This is a genomic window from Candidatus Kryptoniota bacterium, assembly GCA_036567965.1.
Classification (GTDB): domain Bacteria; phylum Bacteroidota; class Ignavibacteria; order Kryptoniales; family JAKASW01; genus JAKASW01.
Genome location: DATCTN010000008.1, coordinates 36413 through 50990 on the forward strand (window position 1 = coordinate 36413; position 14578 = coordinate 50990).

Genomic DNA, 14578 nt, shown 5'->3' on the forward strand with positions numbered 1-14578 from the left:
GTAAACACCCGTTAATGTTCCTGTTGTGCGCACGAATTGAACGAAATTGGAGGTTCATTTAATGAAATTTTTCATAGACACCGCAAACCTTGATGAGATAAAGGAAGCTTCAGAGTTAGGTGTGCTCGACGGAGTCACCACTAATCCGAGTTTGGTTGCGAAAGAGAAATACGACATTAGTTTCAAAGATCTAATAAAAGAAATCTGCAAAATTGTCCCCGGCCCGGTCAGCGCGGAGGTCGTATCGACGGACGTCGACGGAATGATGAACGAAGGCCGGGAGCTCGCGAAGATAGCAAACAATGTTGTCGTGAAGATTCCCCTGATTAAGGACGGGCTGAAGGCCGTTAAGAAGTTGAAGGCAGAAGGAATCAAGACCAATGTCACTCTTTGCTTTTCTCCCAACCAGGCGCTTCTTGCAGCGAAAGCGGGCGCGTCGTTTATCAGCCCATTTATCGGAAGGTTGGACGATATAAGCTACGAAGGCATGGAATTGATCGAACAGATTGTCACCATTTACGGAAACTATAGCTATGATACGGAAGTCCTCGTCGCCAGCGTCCGCCATCCGATGCACGTGGTCCAGGCGGCGATGATCGGCGCCGATATCGTCACGATGCCTTTCAAAGTGATCGACCAGCTCATAAAACATCCTCTGACGGACATCGGACTTCAGAAGTTTCTCGCGGATTGGAAAAAGACAAACACAAAATGAAGAAGACTCCTTTTAACGAAATCCACAAGGGATTAGGTGCGAAGATGGTCGAGTTCGCCGGGTTCGAAATGCCGGTCCAGTACTCGAGCATCGTCAGCGAACATAACTGCGTTCGCGAGAAGGTCGGCGTGTTCGATGTCTCCCACATGGGTGAGTTCTTCGTACACGGAAAGGACGCTCAGAAATTTCTCCAACAAAACACTTTGAATGATGTAAGCAAACTGACGCCGGGAAAAGCACAGTACACCGCACTCGTAAACGAAGGAGGATATCTCCTCGACGACCTGATAGTATACCGACTTGCCGATCCCGATTGCAGTCACATGATCGTTGCGAACGCGGCGAACGTTGACAAGGATTTCAAAGCTTTCTCGTCGCGCGTCTCAGGTGATGCGAAGCTCGAGGACGCGAGCGACCGTACCGCGCTTTTGTCGGTTCAGGGACCCGCATCCGTTTCGACGTTGCAGAAACTTACAAGCGTCGATCTCGCATCGATTCAATATTATCATTTTGTCGAGGGAAAGATCGCAGGCATACAGTCTATGATTTCACGAACGGGTTATACAGGCGAAATCGGATTTGAAATATTCTTCACGGTTGACGGAACAAATTCAGATAAGATGTGGAATTCGATTTTCGAAGCGGGGAAAGAATTCGGAATCATGCCGATCGGGCTGGGCGCGAGAGATACGTTAAGGCTTGAGATGGGCTATTGTCTTTACGGAAACGACATAGACGAAACGACTAACCCCATTGAAGCCGGTTTAGGTTGGATCACCAAAATCGACAAAGGTGAATTCGTCGGTAGAGATGCAATATTAAAAGCAAAGCAGAACATTTCTCGCAGGCTGGTGGGATTTAGAATGGAAATCGAAGATCCCGTCCGCGGTAAGAGCGCCATTCCCCGCCACGGCTACGAGATCCACACGGAGAGCGGAAAAATCGGCGGCGTTACGAGCGGAACATTCTCACCAAGCCTGGAACGCGGTATTGGAATGGGATACGTTCAAATAAAACACGCGGCGGAAAACAGCGAGATACTCGTCGATATTCGCGGCAAGAAGGCCCGGGCGCAAGTCGTAAAGCTGCCATTTGTGCCAAAGAAAAACTGAGAGGATAGATGAAGATTGAAGTTTTCTTTTCACCCGCGGGTGTGGACGAACTCGGCATGCGCGGCAGGAACGTTGTCATCATCGATGTCTTGCGCGCGACCACGACGATCTGCACAGCTCTCCGAAACGGTGCGCGCGAAATCATCCCAACACCTGACCTGGAAAACGCGACCAAGATCTCATCAAACCTGAGCGCCGAGTCGAAACTTCTCGGCGGTGAGCGCATGGGAAAGAAGATCGACGGCTTCGACCTTGGGAATTCCCCACTCGAATACACTCCCCTTGTAGTCGGGGGCAAGACCGTCGTGTTTACTACCACCAACGGAGCCGGCGCGATTCACAAATGTCGGTACGCGTCAATGGCGCTCATAGGAAGTTTCGTTAATGTCTCCTCAGTGGTCCAGGCAATTGTCGACGTAGGCGGGACGTGGACGATTCTCTGCTCCGGACAGCAGGGATCATTCTCTGTCGAAGACGCGACATGTGCCGGAATGATCATTTCAAAAGTCGAAGCGGTATCGGAAGTTGAGACGGATGACGCGGGACTGAACGCGGTCATTCTCTACAAGAATTATAAGAAAAGCATTTTAGGCATGTTGAGAAAGTCTGCTCACGGGAAGTATCTAATCTCCATCGGGTTCGCCGACGATCTGGAATTTTGCGCGGCCGTAGATAGCGTACCGGTGCTTCCTTCGGCGGACGGGCTCGGAGTAAAACTGAAGGCAAATAAACTTGCGGCAAATGGTTGAAATAAAAGAATCGCCTAAGAAAAATCAAAAGGCGCAGGACAGCGCGCCGAAAGAAAGAAAGCCGAAAAAATCCCTCCGATCAGAATTAATTAACTTTTCCCTGATCGTGATTTCAATCCTCGTAACTCTTAGCATCTGTTCCTACTCTCAAGCGGACGACTCGAAGCTGGATCAAATCGGATCCGGATTCACCGATATGTTCAAAAACATTTTCAAACTCCTTATCGGCGACGAAAGCATACGTACGACTGCAGACACCGTGCATAACTGGCTTGGAATTTTCGGCGCGTACATCGCTGAATTCTTTGTCAATTCAACGCTGGGGTATTTCGCGATCGGATTCCCGCTAATCCTGTTTGTATTCAGCTGGACCGCACTTCTGAAGAAGGACTTTAAGAAAGCCGCCCGCGTCAGCACGATGGTATTGATTTACTCGATTGCAATTGCGGTTTTGTCGGGATATTTGAAGACCCTGTTCGGTACCGATAAATTCGGAAAAGAGTGGTACGGACTCGTCGGCGAATTTTCGGCGCTTACACTCGTCCGGGCGTTCGGTGCCGTAGGCGGGGGAGCCGTCATCTTCCTCCTTATCTTTGCTCTTGTGGTGTTTACGCTGAAGATCTCGCCGCAGGAATTGATCTCCGCGTTCGGCTGGGCCGCAGCAACTCTTGCCGCCGGTATAAGGAACGCTGCGGTTTCAATTTTCTCGAGGAAGACTCAAGCAGAAGGAATCAGAATCGCGAAACCGGCCGACCAGCCGAGGTCCTCACGTGAGGAGGAAACACAGGTCAAGATCGTCCGCGACGATTTGAAATCGAAACCTGATACCGGCCTCATCGATGAAGCGAAGGAACTTGTGAGAAGGACCCTTTCCAGAACCGAAGACGAGGAAGAGCCGGTTCCGGAAGAGGAGCCGGAGGAGGAAGAGGCCGGGGAACGCACGCTTTACACGAGGAAGAGCGTGCCGGTTCGGGATGAAGCCGACGAATCGACTGCCGGGAATGTCGAGGAAGAGATCGAATATACCGCGCCGCCGCTCGACCTGCTCGATATTCCGATACAGGTGGACAAAATCCCGGACGAGGAACTACGCGCGAACGCGGAGCTCCTGCGATCAAAACTCGAAGTCTTCGATATCCAGATAGAGAGCGTCAGCGTAATCCCCGGACCGGTGGTGACCCTTTACGAACTTGTGCCGGCAAGCGGGGTGAAGATCAGCCGTATCACAAGTCTCTCAGACGATCTGGCGCTCGCGCTTCAGGCTCGCGGCATCAGGATAATCGCGCCGATACCGGGAAAAGGCGCCGTGGGAGTCGAGATCCCGAACCACAAGCCGCAGCTCGTTAATTTCCGAAGCGTGGTATCATCCGCAAAATTCCAGGACCTCCGCTTCAATCTTCCCATCGCAATGGGGAAGACCATCACCGGTGAAATCTTTGTCGACGATCTGTCACGCATGCCGCATCTCCTGATCGCCGGTGCGACGGGATCAGGCAAGAGCGTCGGGATCAACACGATAATGATGAGCATGATCTATAAGCTTCATCCGAGCGAAATCAAATTTGTAATTATAGATCCGAAAAAAATCGAGCTGTCGCTGTACAGGAAACTCAACAGACATTTTCTCGCGGTGTCGCCGGATGTCCCGGAGGAAATCATAACGGAAGCCGGCAACGCGGTACTCGCGTTGAAATCGGCCGAGGCGGAAATGGACGCGCGATATTCGCTTCTCGCGAAAGCCGGCGTCAGAAATATTCAGGATTTCAACAAGAAACTCGAAGATGGCAAACTGAAAGACTCCGAAGAGTCGAAGTTCATTAAACTACCATATATCGTGATTGTAATCGACGAGCTCGCCGACCTTATGCTGACCGCCGCGCACGAAGTTGAGGACCCAATCACCAGGCTGGCACAGCTCGCAAGAGCGGTAGGGATACATCTCGTCCTCGCGACACAGCGACCTTCAGTGGATGTCATCACCGGGCTCATCAAAGCAAACTTTCCTGCCCGTATTGCGTACCAGGTTGCGTCGCGCATAGATTCCCGCACGATTCTCGACCAGAATGGAGCGGAACAACTTCTCGGGAACGGCGACATGCTTTATCTTCCCGCCGGCAGCTCCAAGCCGGAAAGAATGCAGAACTCGTTCCTCACGTCTGACGAAATCGAAAAGGTGGTAGACTTTATTGCAGCCCAGAAAGGTTACTCGAGGCCCTACCAGCTCCCTTCGGTCCTCACAAGAAAGAAGAACGGCGGCGGCGAGACGGGCGAATTCGACGATATGTTTGAGGAAGCCGCTATCCTGGTTGTCAGACATCAGCAAGCATCGACCTCGTTCCTTCAAAGACGTCTGAAACTTGGTTACGGAAGAGCAGCGAGGGTGATAGACGAACTCGAGAATGCCGGCATCATCGGACCGTTCGAGGGAAGTAAAGGACGAGAAGTCCTCGTTGAAAACGAGGAACAACTCGACCAGAAACTTCGCGAGATGGGAATATAATGCCCATGCCAAGCCGGAACTTCAAAGTCCGACTCCTCCTGATTTCGTCGGCGCAATTCTTCTTATTCTATTTCTCTCCTATTCAATTATCCCGGGCGGGGGACAATCCCACGGCTTCCGAAATCGTCCGGAACGTTCAGGACAAGTACAAGCAGATCGATGACGCGGTAATAAAATTTACACAGACAGTTGTACTTCCGCTTTCGAAGATCGTGAAAACTACCGAGGGAACTCTTTATCTCAAGAAGGGAAACAAATACAGGATAGAATCGGAAAACCGGATCGTTGTCACCGACGGCAAAACCTCTTGGTTCTATCTTGCCGGACCGAAGCAGGTCGTCATCGACAATTACCGCGACGACAAGAACACGGTGAACCCCGACAGATTCCTCCTCGATGTCCCGACGGACTATTTTGCCGTCCTCCTCGCGACACAGAAGTCCGACAAAGATACGACTTACATCCTTCGCCTCACCCCGAAGAGTGACGACTCATTCATTCGCGCCATAAAGATTTCGATCGACGGAAGCTGGACGGTGCGCAGAGCGGAAGTCTCCGACATGAACGATACGAAATCCACTTACACTGTCGACGATCTGAAGATCAACACGGGATTATCAGATTCTGATTTCAAATTCATTCCCCCGAAGGACGCCCAGGTCGTGGACATGAGAAGCCGCTGAATTGAGAATCTTCATCATCTCTGTTTACGGAAATTAATCATTGAAGCAATCGAGCTGGAAGCGATCGCTGGTCGGGATAATTATAGCCCTCCTTTTCGTTTTCATTGCGTTTAAAGATATATCCTTCAGCTCATTGATCAGAGACGCGCTCAAGGCCAACTTCGGAATTCTGCTTCTGACAACCGCGGTTGTCCTTTCGAGTCACGTTATCCGCGCGCTCCGCTGGCGCGTAATACTCCGGGAGCTGAAGAAAGAAATCTCATTGATAGATACCTGGGGAAGCGTGATGGTTGGGTATCTTGCCAATAATTTTGTCCCGCGGCTCGGAGAACTTGTGCGCGCCTACTCCACCGGACGGCTTGAGAGCATCAGTGTCAGCGGTGTCTTTGGAACAATCGTATTGGAGAGACTCTTCGACATGCTGTCGGCGGGTATACTATTCGGCCTCGCCCTCTCAACTTACAGTGGCCATATCACACAGACTTTTCCGTTCCTTAAATTTGCGGGATTTATTCTCATCGCCGGATCGGTCGCTGCAGGCGCGACACTCTACATCGCGACTACCTTTCCGAAGGCGAGAGGATGGTTGATGACCGCCGTGAAGTTTCTTCTACCGAAACGTTTTCATGACCGCGCCGAAGACACTGTCGGGTCGTTCCTGACGTCGTTCTCGCTTCTGCGTTCTCCGCGATGCATGCTGGAAATTTCAATCTATACAGCCTTTGTCTGGATCGCTTATGTTTTCACTCTCTACATTCCGTTCTTCGCTTTCGGCGCCACGTCAGGACTTACTCTATACGACGCGTTCATTCTAATCCTGATTACTTCCATTGCCTGGATGATCCCCACACCGGGCGCGGTAGGTGTGTACCACCTTTTTGTCTCGCAGTCTCTGATAAAACTCTTCGGCGTTTCCCCTGACCAGGCTCTCGCCTATGCAACTTTGACTCATTTGTTTGGGTATGTGGCAATCACTGTAGTGGGTTCGATCTTTCTGTTCGCGTTTGCACAAAAACTGAAAGTGAGATCAATCCGCAGGTTATGGCAGGGGAGCGAAGAAATTGAGAAACCACATTGATCCTCCCTGCCCGGAACGATTTAAATTTTGCATCCGGTTGCTGCCAAATGAGTTCGGACCCCTCTTCCCCTCAATGTAAAATAGTTTCACATTTGGAATTCCCGTCCTTAATGGCTGCGACTTTCGGCGGCCGGGCAGAAAGAGCGCTTCGGGTGTTTTACGCGACGGGTCCAAACACCTATACGCATGCAGACTTCTGGTTCTAGTATTTGATGGCACGCTGTCAGAGCTTCGCCGCCATTCAGGGCGAAAATACGCGCCATGCATCGCTGATTCCCATTCAATTCGAAAATTATTCGTCTCCGAATAACCCACACCGGTTCACAAATCCTTAACACAACTTTAACAAACACGTCAAAGCTTGGGAATATCTTATTTTCAAAAAAGGAGATAACGTGCATTTGCGTAAGACGTACACTCTTGCCGCCATCCTGATGTTTTCAGGACTGGCATCCGCTCAAAATCTTCCCAAATTTTCAGGATTGTTCTTCGGCGATTACTACTACGTGCTAGCGCACGATCCGAGTAATCCGCTTGGAAGCTTCACGGCTACTCCGCTTCAGACCTCCATGCAACAGTTCGAGTACAGGCGGATCTATCTTACAGCCGACTACGATATCGCACAGGATTTCGCTGCGAGGTTTCGCCTCGAGTCTGATCCGACCGCATCAGCCTTAGGAAACGGTAAGCTGACCACAATGGTCAAGGACGCTTTCATCAACTGGAAGAATATCACCGACGGTGGCAACGTCATGATCGGTCTGCAGGGAACGCCGGAAATAAACATGGCGGAAGGAATATTCGGCTACAGGTCTTTGGAGAAGACGATCCAGGATCTACACGGAATTTCGTCATCGAGAGATCTCGGCGTTTCGTACAATCAGAAATTCTCCGACGAGTTCATGGCTGGGTTACTTGTAGGAAACAACAGCGGTAACAGCGTACCTGGCAATAAATACAAGGCTGCCTACCTTTACGTTCAGTACAACCCGATGAAAGAATTCACAATTCTCTTAAACGGGCAATACAACGGCGCCGGTGTCGATCTCTTCAACAGGACCGCTGATATCATTATTAACTATGCAAACAGCATGTTCAGCCTCGGCGGACAATATTTCATGAATGGCATAAACCAGGCCGGTGGAACCACATTGAAGAGAAACGGTTTCAGCATAAACGGCTGGGTCGCATTCATGGATGAGTTGCGGCTAGTCGCCAGGTTCGACAATTACACGCCGAACGCCGACATAAAAAACACGACGTTTGCTACCAGCACACAGAGTTTCATACTCGCCGGACTCGATTGGAGTGTAAGGAAGAACGTTCACTTAATGCCGAACTTCTATTATACCGCTTATGGCTTGTCCGGCAGCAAGGCGGACGCGATTCTGCGAGCGACCTTTTTCATCACCTTTTAGACCGGCTCGTGAAATTTTACGATCCTAAAAAGATAACAAAGCACATAACTTAGGAGGAGGAAAGAGATGCCGAAGAAGTTTCTAATACTGGTAGCAGCTGTTTTCATTGCAGCTGCTTCACAGGCACAGACAGTGGTCAATGGAGCGGGGTCCACATTCGTCTATCCGCTATTCTCAAAGTGGTCGGAAGAATATCATAAGATGAAACCCGATATTCAGATCAATTACCAGTCTATTGGCAGTGGAGGTGGGATACAACAGCTTATTGCCGGCACGGTAAACATCGGCGCAAGCGATGCACCACTGACCGACCAGCAAACTGCAACGGCGGAAAAAGCTCACGGGCCGGTGCTCCACATTCCCGAGACAATGGGTGGAGTAGTAATGATGTACAATATCCCGGGTGTAAACCAGACGTTGAAATTTGACGGTCCGACCATCGCGGACATCTACCTCGGCAAGATCAAGTCGTGGGATGATCAGAGATTGAAGGATCTTAATCCCGGCGTGAATTTCCCCAGTACACCGATTATCCCGGTGCATCGCGCTGACGGCAGTGGCACGACATATATATTTGCCGACTACCTGTCAAAGATCAGCTCAGACTGGAAGAACCAAGTCGGCGTTTCAACAAGTCTAAACTGGCCTGTTGGTCTCGGCGCGAAGGGAAGCGAGGGTGTGGCGGGCCAAGTCGAAAGGACTCCGGGTGCGATCGGTTATGCAGACTTAATCTACGCACTCCAAAATAACATAAGCTATGGAGATGTGAAGAACGCTGCTGGCGTTTACATCCACCCGAGCCTTGACGGCGTCACGGCTGCGGCTGCCGCAGCAGCAAAGAGCTTCCCCAAGGATCTCAGGTTTTCTATCACTGATGCGCCGGGAAAGGCATCGTACCCCATTTCGAGCGCAACATGGCTTCTCGTTTTCGAGAATCAGACGGATTATGCGTCCGGGAAAGCAAGCGTGGAGTTCATCCATTGGGTGATCACCAACGGCCAGAAGTACTGCGCAGATCTTGATTATGCTCCAATACCAAAGCAACTCGAAAAATTGGACTTGGTGAAACTGAGCCTCATCAGGTACAACGGGAAGAAACTGTTGAAATAGTCTTAGCAACATCGGGGCAAGAGGATGCGGGGCCGAAAGCGAAAGCCAAGGCTCCGCTTCTATTTTTAGAGACGCCGGCCGGCATTTCCTATCCCCACTTCCAAGAGTCTCCACACGGGTTCTCAACCGCGTTTCACTTCTCCTTAACGGAGGATTAACGCATACTTCATACCAACCAGTTAAATTATCGCGAGCAATTGGGCACCACAAGCATCCTTTATTGCGAGCGGTTTAAGTTTCCGCAGCAAAATAAACACACTTCCATAACAGTAAAATTAGGAGACATAATATGCTTAAGCGAGTGATGTTGGCGTTTGCAATTGTGGCACTCTGCGCAGCCCTTACGGACGCACAGACAATCATAAACGGTGCCGGCGCTACCTTTCCTTATCCGTTGATTTCGAAGTGGTCCAACGAGTACCACAACCTCAAGCCGGATGTACAGATCAACTATCAATCGATCGGCAGCGGCGGCGGCATAAAACAGATGATTGCCGGAACGGTAAATTGGGGAGCCAGTGACGCTCCACTTAACGACGAACAGCTCCATGCTGCCGACTCGGCGCACGGCCCGATCCTTCATATTCCTGAAACTCTGGGTGCCGATGTCATTGCCTACAACCTCCCCGGCGTCAATGAGATTTTGAAATTCGACGCAGAAACAATTGCAGATATTTTTCTCGGAAAGATAACGATGTGGAACGACGAAAGCATAAAGAAGCTGAATCCAAAAGTCGATCTTCCTAACCAACAGATCATCGTCGTTCATCGCGCAGACGGAAGCGGAACAACGTACATCTTCGTGGACTACCTTTGCAAAGTTTCGAAAGAGTGGAACGACAAAGTCGGCAAAGGAACAAGCGTGAACTGGCCGGTCGGAATCGGTGGAAAAGGCAACGAAGGAGTGTCCGGACAGGTTTCTCGTACGCCAGGAGCAATCGGATACATCGAGTTGATTTACGCTCTTCAAAACAACATTCCATTTGCGGACGTTAAGAATGTGGAGGGTGTGTTCGTTCACCCTTCAATCAAGGGAGTTACAGAAGCTCTTGCGAACGCTGCGAAGACATTACCAGAAGACTTGAGATTCTCGATCACGAACGCGCCGGGAAAAGATTCCTATCCGATCTCCAGTGCAACATGGCTCCTTATTTACGTTCACCAGACGAACTACGAACTTGGAAAGGCGACAGTCGAGTTTATGAAGTGGGTAGTCACCGAAGGACAGCAATATTCGACTGCATTGGACTATGCACCGCTTCCAAAAAAGATCCAGGAGCTGGATGTTCAAAAACTCAAAATGGTAGAGTACAACGGAAGCAGCATCTTAAAGTAACCAGCCAAACCGCTAAACCGAATGAGTGCGGAGCCGAAAGCGAAAGCTCAGGCTCCGTTTCTTATCTTCACTCATCCACAAGACCTAAAGCGCCGCGAGTGGTTACAAGCACGATTCGCTCGATGCCAGCGGAAAGATGACGCGGTGCAGCTGGAAAAAAACAGGATCACCTCCGAGTTATTCGCATCCGGGAACGCCCGACTCCCGGCATACTTTTCCTGGCGGTCTCACGCCTTCCAGAATCAAAGACCGACTTACTAATAGATAAGATTGAACAGATAGCCTACGATAATAATGCCGACGGCAACGACTCCGACAAATATGAGAATAAGGCGAAGCTTCAGCACCTTACGAAGGATGATTGTCTCGGGTAGTGACAGACCGATCACCGACATCATGAATGCCAGCACAGTGCCGAGCGATGCCCCCTTCTCGAGAAGCGCCTGAACTATTGGGATGATCCCTGCTGCATTCGAGTAAAGCGGAATGCCGATGGCTACCGCAGCGGGCACCGACCACCATGCAGACTTTCCCATTAACCCAGCCATGAAGTTTTCAGGTACGTAACCGTGAATCCATGCGCCGACTGCTATGCCTGCGAGGACATACGGCCAGACTTTTCCGACGATTTCATTCACCGAATAGATGCCACGGTTGATTCTGTCAGAAAAAGTCAAGGTTTCTTCGAGTTCTCCAGAGTTGCCGGCTCTCGTTTTGTAAACCCAATCCTCAACGTGCTTCTCCATTCGCAGACGGCCGATTACAAATCCAGACGCGATTGCAATAACCAGTCCAGTCGAGATATAAAGAAGTGCGGTTTTCCAGCCGAACAACCCGAATAACAGAACCAGTGCAATTTCATTTATCATTGGTGCCGAGATAAGGAATGAGAAAGTCACACCGAGCGGAACGCCCGCTTCGACAAATCCTATGAAGAGCGGAACCGCTGAACATGAACAGAACGGCGTCACTATGCCGAGCGCAGCCGCAAGAATATTCCCAACGAAAGTTTTCTTTCCACCTAAAAGTCTCTTTGTCTTTTCCGGAGAAAAGTACGTCCGGATTATTCCAATTCCGAACACGATTAGGACCAGCAACATCAATACCTTCGGTGCTTCAAAAAGGAAAAAGCGAACCGTTTCAGTCACACGACTCGCCGGCTGCATTTTGATAATTCCGAAGACTATTCCGTCGCTGATCGATTGGAGAGAAACATATACGATTATCCACACGAGCAGCAGACTTGATATGATAAGAGCTTTTTTCCTCAAGTTACCGGGATGATCTTGCTTTTCGGCAGCCGCTAAAGCCATTTCTCTTCTCTCTTTATTAAGCGTGCGCGCTATTGAACCTTGCGACGATCTCCTTTAGTGCTTCGATCTTCGGAACCATTCCCTGAAATATGACCTTCTCGTCGATCACCAGCGCAGGCGTGGACATAACGCCGTATGCGGCAATATCCTGGAACGACTGGATCTTATCGATCGTGGCATCGACCTTCAACTCATTCAATGCGGTGATCATTCTCTTTTCCAAAGTCTGACAATTCATACATCCCGAACCAAGAATTTTGATTTTCATTGTTTTCTCTTTTTGTTATTTGTTAATTCGCTTTATTGAAAGCGAACTTATGCCTTTATCTCATTGACCAAAACGAGTCCGTTATCTTTTATTAGCTTGCGTAATTTATCCATAAAACCAGTCACGTCTTCCTGCCCTGTTGATGTCAGGTCATACGACATGTATGAGGGGGCACCTTCTGTAGAGCCTTTTACAGTCGGGACTTCCATTTTTAGGTTGACGATATCATACGGGTTGTCCGCAATCAGACTCTGGAGTTTCACGAGAAATTTCTTTTCACCAAATGCCCCTGCAAGCTCGATGTGCACATGCGTGGTGAGGTTATTTAGTTGTTCCTGTGCTTGTTCGCGTGCTCGCTGAACGGTCTCTTTTTCTTTTTTTGTACGCGCTGCTTGCCGCACGATCCCAAATATCTTAAACTCCCGCTCAATCTTCCAAACGGCGTCCCGCTGCGGGAAGCTAATCGCCTGTGTTGGACACACAGTTGCACAGGTCGAGCAGCCGACCATACAATTATACGGGCGAGGAACATCTACATGACGATTTTTGTCGTCGTACTCATACACTTCACGGCCGCACGAGACGTAGCAGAGACCGCAGCCAATGCATGCTTCTTCATCAAGTGTTGGGAACCATGGGATATCTCTCCGTGGAATTCCGTGCCATTTAAGTTGGGTCAAATCCTTTGACATGTTTTTCTCCCTTCGATTTCACTATCGAAAACTTTGATTTTCATTTTTAGCTCCCCGACTAATATTTATTTCTGAAGATTTCGATCGTTTGTTAATCTGACAAGGTTTCTAGCCGTTCCTTTGAATGGAAATACTTTTTTTGAAACCTAAGCGACATATTTACGAGGCTGATCAACACCGGCACTTCGACAAGTGGCCCGATCACCGCCGCAAAAGCCTCGCCTGAATTGATGCCGAAGACGGCAATCGCTACTGCTATCGCCAGCTCAAAGTTGTTGCTCGCTGCTGTGAATGAAAGGGTTGCCGTCTTACTGTAATCTGCGCCGACTCTCTTTCCCATCCAGAATGAGACGAAGAACATCGCCACAAAATACAATATGAGCGGCACTGCGATCCTGACCACGTCCACCGGTATCTGGACGATCAATCTTCCTTTCAGCGAAAACATGACGAAGATTGTGAACAGCAGCGCGATCAGTGTAATCGGACTGATCTTTGGAATGAACTTGATATGATACCATTCTTTTCCTTTGACTCTGATAAGAGTAAACCGCGTAATGATACCAGCGATGAACGGAATTCCAAGATAGACGAAAACACTCTCAGCTATCTGTCGAATGGTCACATCAACCTTGAATGAGTTCAGTCCCAACCAGTTGGGAAGAATCGTCAGGAAAACATAAGCGTAGAGCGAGTAAAACAGGACCTGGAATATCGAATTGAGCGCGACAAGTCCGGCGGCATACTCCGTGTTCCCCTGTGCAAGCTCGTTCCAGACTATCACCATCGCGATGCAGCGCGCAAGCCCGATCAATATCAATCCCGCCATGTATTCAGGATAATTGTGAAGGAAGATCACCGCGAGCAGGAACATGACTATCGGTCCAATCACCCAGTTCTGAATCAGAGAAAGCGACAGAATCTTACCGTTCCGAAAGACTTTCCCTAATTCCTCGTATTTCACCTTCGCCAGCGGCGGATACATCATCAATATCAATCCGACGGCGATGGGAATGTTAGTTGTGCCGCTCTGGAACTCACTCCAGAAGCCGGCTACTGAAGTGAAGAAATATCCTGCCGATACTCCTAAAAACATTACTCCGAATATCCACAACGTCAAATATCTGTCCAGGAACGAGAGCCTGCGTGTATCCGGTTTCATCTCACAACGACCTGGTCGGCAGCCAATTCTTTGACCCACTGTTGCACGCGGGTGCTAATCTCATCTCTAATTATCCTTGTCCCCGCAAGTTTCTCCTCGCGACTTCCCGTCAGCACCGAGGGATCGTTGAAACTCCAATGAAGCGTCTTCAATGCCCCCGGAAAAATCGGGCACTTCTCGGAATTTGATTCGTCGCAGACCGTGATGACATAACTGTACCTTCTTCCCTGCTTGAAGAATTCCAAGACACTTTTCGTTTCATTACGAGATATATCTATTCCGATCTCACTCATTGCCTGAACAACGATGGGATTAAGTTTCCCCGGCTCGAGACCGGCGCTCTCGGCCACAAATTTTCCTCCGCCGTACTTGTTGAGGAACGCTTCAGCCATCTGGCTTCTTGCGCTGTTGTGAACGCAGACAAAGAGCACTTTCATTATAT

The 14578-nt window shown here is 49.6% G+C and carries 14 protein-coding genes; 9 read left to right on the forward strand and 5 right to left on the reverse strand.

The window, feature by feature from the left end; all coding sequences use genetic code 11:
* Positions 1-61 precede the first annotated feature (61 nt).
* The 9 genes from fsa (at position 62) to pstS (VIS48_03165) (ending at position 10701) form a co-directional block, all read left to right on the forward strand.
* Positions 62-715, forward strand: coding sequence for a fructose-6-phosphate aldolase (gene fsa / locus VIS48_03125; protein ID HEY9165133.1), 654 nt, complete (start codon positions 62-64; stop codon positions 713-715).
* Positions 712-1827, forward strand: coding sequence for a glycine cleavage system aminomethyltransferase GcvT (gene gcvT, locus VIS48_03130; GenBank protein ID HEY9165134.1), 1116 nt, complete (start codon positions 712-714; stop codon positions 1825-1827). The genes fsa and gcvT overlap by 4 nt, the downstream gene beginning before the upstream one ends.
* 8 nt (positions 1828-1835) lie before the next feature.
* Positions 1836-2576 carry a 2-phosphosulfolactate phosphatase gene (locus tag VIS48_03135; protein HEY9165135.1) on the forward strand — a complete coding sequence of 247 codons (741 nt, stop codon included), beginning with the start codon at positions 1836-1838 and terminating at the stop codon, positions 2574-2576.
* Position 2577: 1 nt separating this feature from the next.
* Entirely contained in the window at positions 2578-5076 is a 2499-nt protein-coding gene (locus tag VIS48_03140) for a DNA translocase FtsK (GenBank protein ID HEY9165136.1), read from the forward strand.
* Between the two features lie 5 nt (positions 5077-5081).
* Positions 5082-5759, forward strand: coding sequence for an outer membrane lipoprotein chaperone LolA (gene lolA / locus VIS48_03145; protein HEY9165137.1), 678 nt, complete (start codon positions 5082-5084; stop codon positions 5757-5759).
* 40 nt (positions 5760-5799) lie between these two features.
* A complete protein-coding gene (locus tag VIS48_03150; protein HEY9165138.1) occupies positions 5800-6837 on the forward strand; it encodes a lysylphosphatidylglycerol synthase transmembrane domain-containing protein in 1038 nt (345 codons plus the stop codon).
* Between the two features lie 395 nt (positions 6838-7232).
* A complete protein-coding gene (locus tag VIS48_03155) occupies positions 7233-8255 on the forward strand; it encodes a hypothetical protein (GenBank protein ID HEY9165139.1) in 1023 nt (340 codons plus the stop codon).
* Positions 8256-8321: 66 nt separating this feature from the next.
* Complete coding sequence (gene pstS / locus VIS48_03160; protein HEY9165140.1) at positions 8322-9365, forward strand: phosphate ABC transporter substrate-binding protein PstS; 1044 nt, start codon at positions 8322-8324, stop codon at positions 9363-9365.
* A gap of 289 nt (positions 9366-9654) precedes the next feature.
* Complete coding sequence (gene pstS, locus VIS48_03165) at positions 9655-10701, forward strand: phosphate ABC transporter substrate-binding protein PstS (GenBank protein ID HEY9165141.1); 1047 nt, start codon at positions 9655-9657, stop codon at positions 10699-10701.
* Positions 10702-10958: 257 nt separating this feature from the next.
* On the opposite strand, the gene VIS48_03170 is transcribed toward pstS (VIS48_03165), so the two are convergent.
* The 5 genes from VIS48_03170 to VIS48_03190 form a co-directional block, all read right to left on the reverse strand.
* Positions 10959-12014 (reverse strand): permease, encoded by a 1056-nt coding sequence (locus tag VIS48_03170; GenBank protein ID HEY9165142.1) that lies wholly within the window; start codon positions 12012-12014, stop codon positions 10959-10961.
* A 16-nt stretch (positions 12015-12030) separates the two neighbouring features.
* A complete protein-coding gene (locus VIS48_03175; GenBank protein ID HEY9165143.1) occupies positions 12031-12282 on the reverse strand; it encodes a thioredoxin family protein in 252 nt (83 codons plus the stop codon).
* Positions 12283-12329: 47 nt separating this feature from the next.
* Entirely contained in the window at positions 12330-12974 is a 645-nt protein-coding gene (locus VIS48_03180) for a ferredoxin family protein (GenBank protein ID HEY9165144.1), read from the reverse strand.
* Between the two features lie 91 nt (positions 12975-13065).
* Positions 13066-14136 (reverse strand): ACR3 family arsenite efflux transporter, encoded by a 1071-nt coding sequence (gene arsB / locus VIS48_03185; GenBank protein HEY9165145.1) that lies wholly within the window; start codon positions 14134-14136, stop codon positions 13066-13068.
* Complete coding sequence (locus tag VIS48_03190) at positions 14133-14573, reverse strand: arsenate reductase ArsC (protein ID HEY9165146.1); 441 nt, start codon at positions 14571-14573, stop codon at positions 14133-14135. Before VIS48_03190 ends, arsB begins: the two co-directional genes overlap by 4 nt.
* Positions 14574-14578: the final 5 nt, after the last annotated feature.

What these genes read in the sequence shown, in the direction of transcription:
- VIS48_03135 (HEY9165135.1), top strand. Translation starts at nt 1,836, where the DNA reads ATGAAGATTGAAGTTTTCTTTTCACCCGCGGGTGTGGACGAACTCGGC.
- VIS48_03170 (HEY9165142.1), bottom strand. Translation starts at nt 12,014, where the DNA reads ATGGCTTTAGCGGCTGCCGAAAAGCAAGATCATCCCGGTAACTTGAGG.
- VIS48_03175 (HEY9165143.1), bottom strand. Translation starts at nt 12,282, where the DNA reads ATGAAAATCAAAATTCTTGGTTCGGGATGTATGAATTGTCAGACTTTG.
- lolA (HEY9165137.1), top strand. Translation starts at nt 5,082, where the DNA reads ATGCCAAGCCGGAACTTCAAAGTCCGACTCCTCCTGATTTCGTCGGCG.
- pstS (HEY9165141.1), top strand. Translation starts at nt 9,655, where the DNA reads ATGCTTAAGCGAGTGATGTTGGCGTTTGCAATTGTGGCACTCTGCGCA.
- VIS48_03190 (HEY9165146.1), bottom strand. Translation starts at nt 14,573, where the DNA reads ATGAAAGTGCTCTTTGTCTGCGTTCACAACAGCGCAAGAAGCCAGATG.
- pstS (HEY9165140.1), top strand. Translation starts at nt 8,322, where the DNA reads ATGCCGAAGAAGTTTCTAATACTGGTAGCAGCTGTTTTCATTGCAGCT.
- VIS48_03180 (HEY9165144.1), bottom strand. Translation starts at nt 12,974, where the DNA reads ATGTCAAAGGATTTGACCCAACTTAAATGGCACGGAATTCCACGGAGA.
- arsB (HEY9165145.1), bottom strand. Translation starts at nt 14,136, where the DNA reads ATGAAACCGGATACACGCAGGCTCTCGTTCCTGGACAGATATTTGACG.
- fsa (HEY9165133.1), top strand. Translation starts at nt 62, where the DNA reads ATGAAATTTTTCATAGACACCGCAAACCTTGATGAGATAAAGGAAGCT.
- gcvT (HEY9165134.1), top strand. Translation starts at nt 712, where the DNA reads ATGAAGAAGACTCCTTTTAACGAAATCCACAAGGGATTAGGTGCGAAG.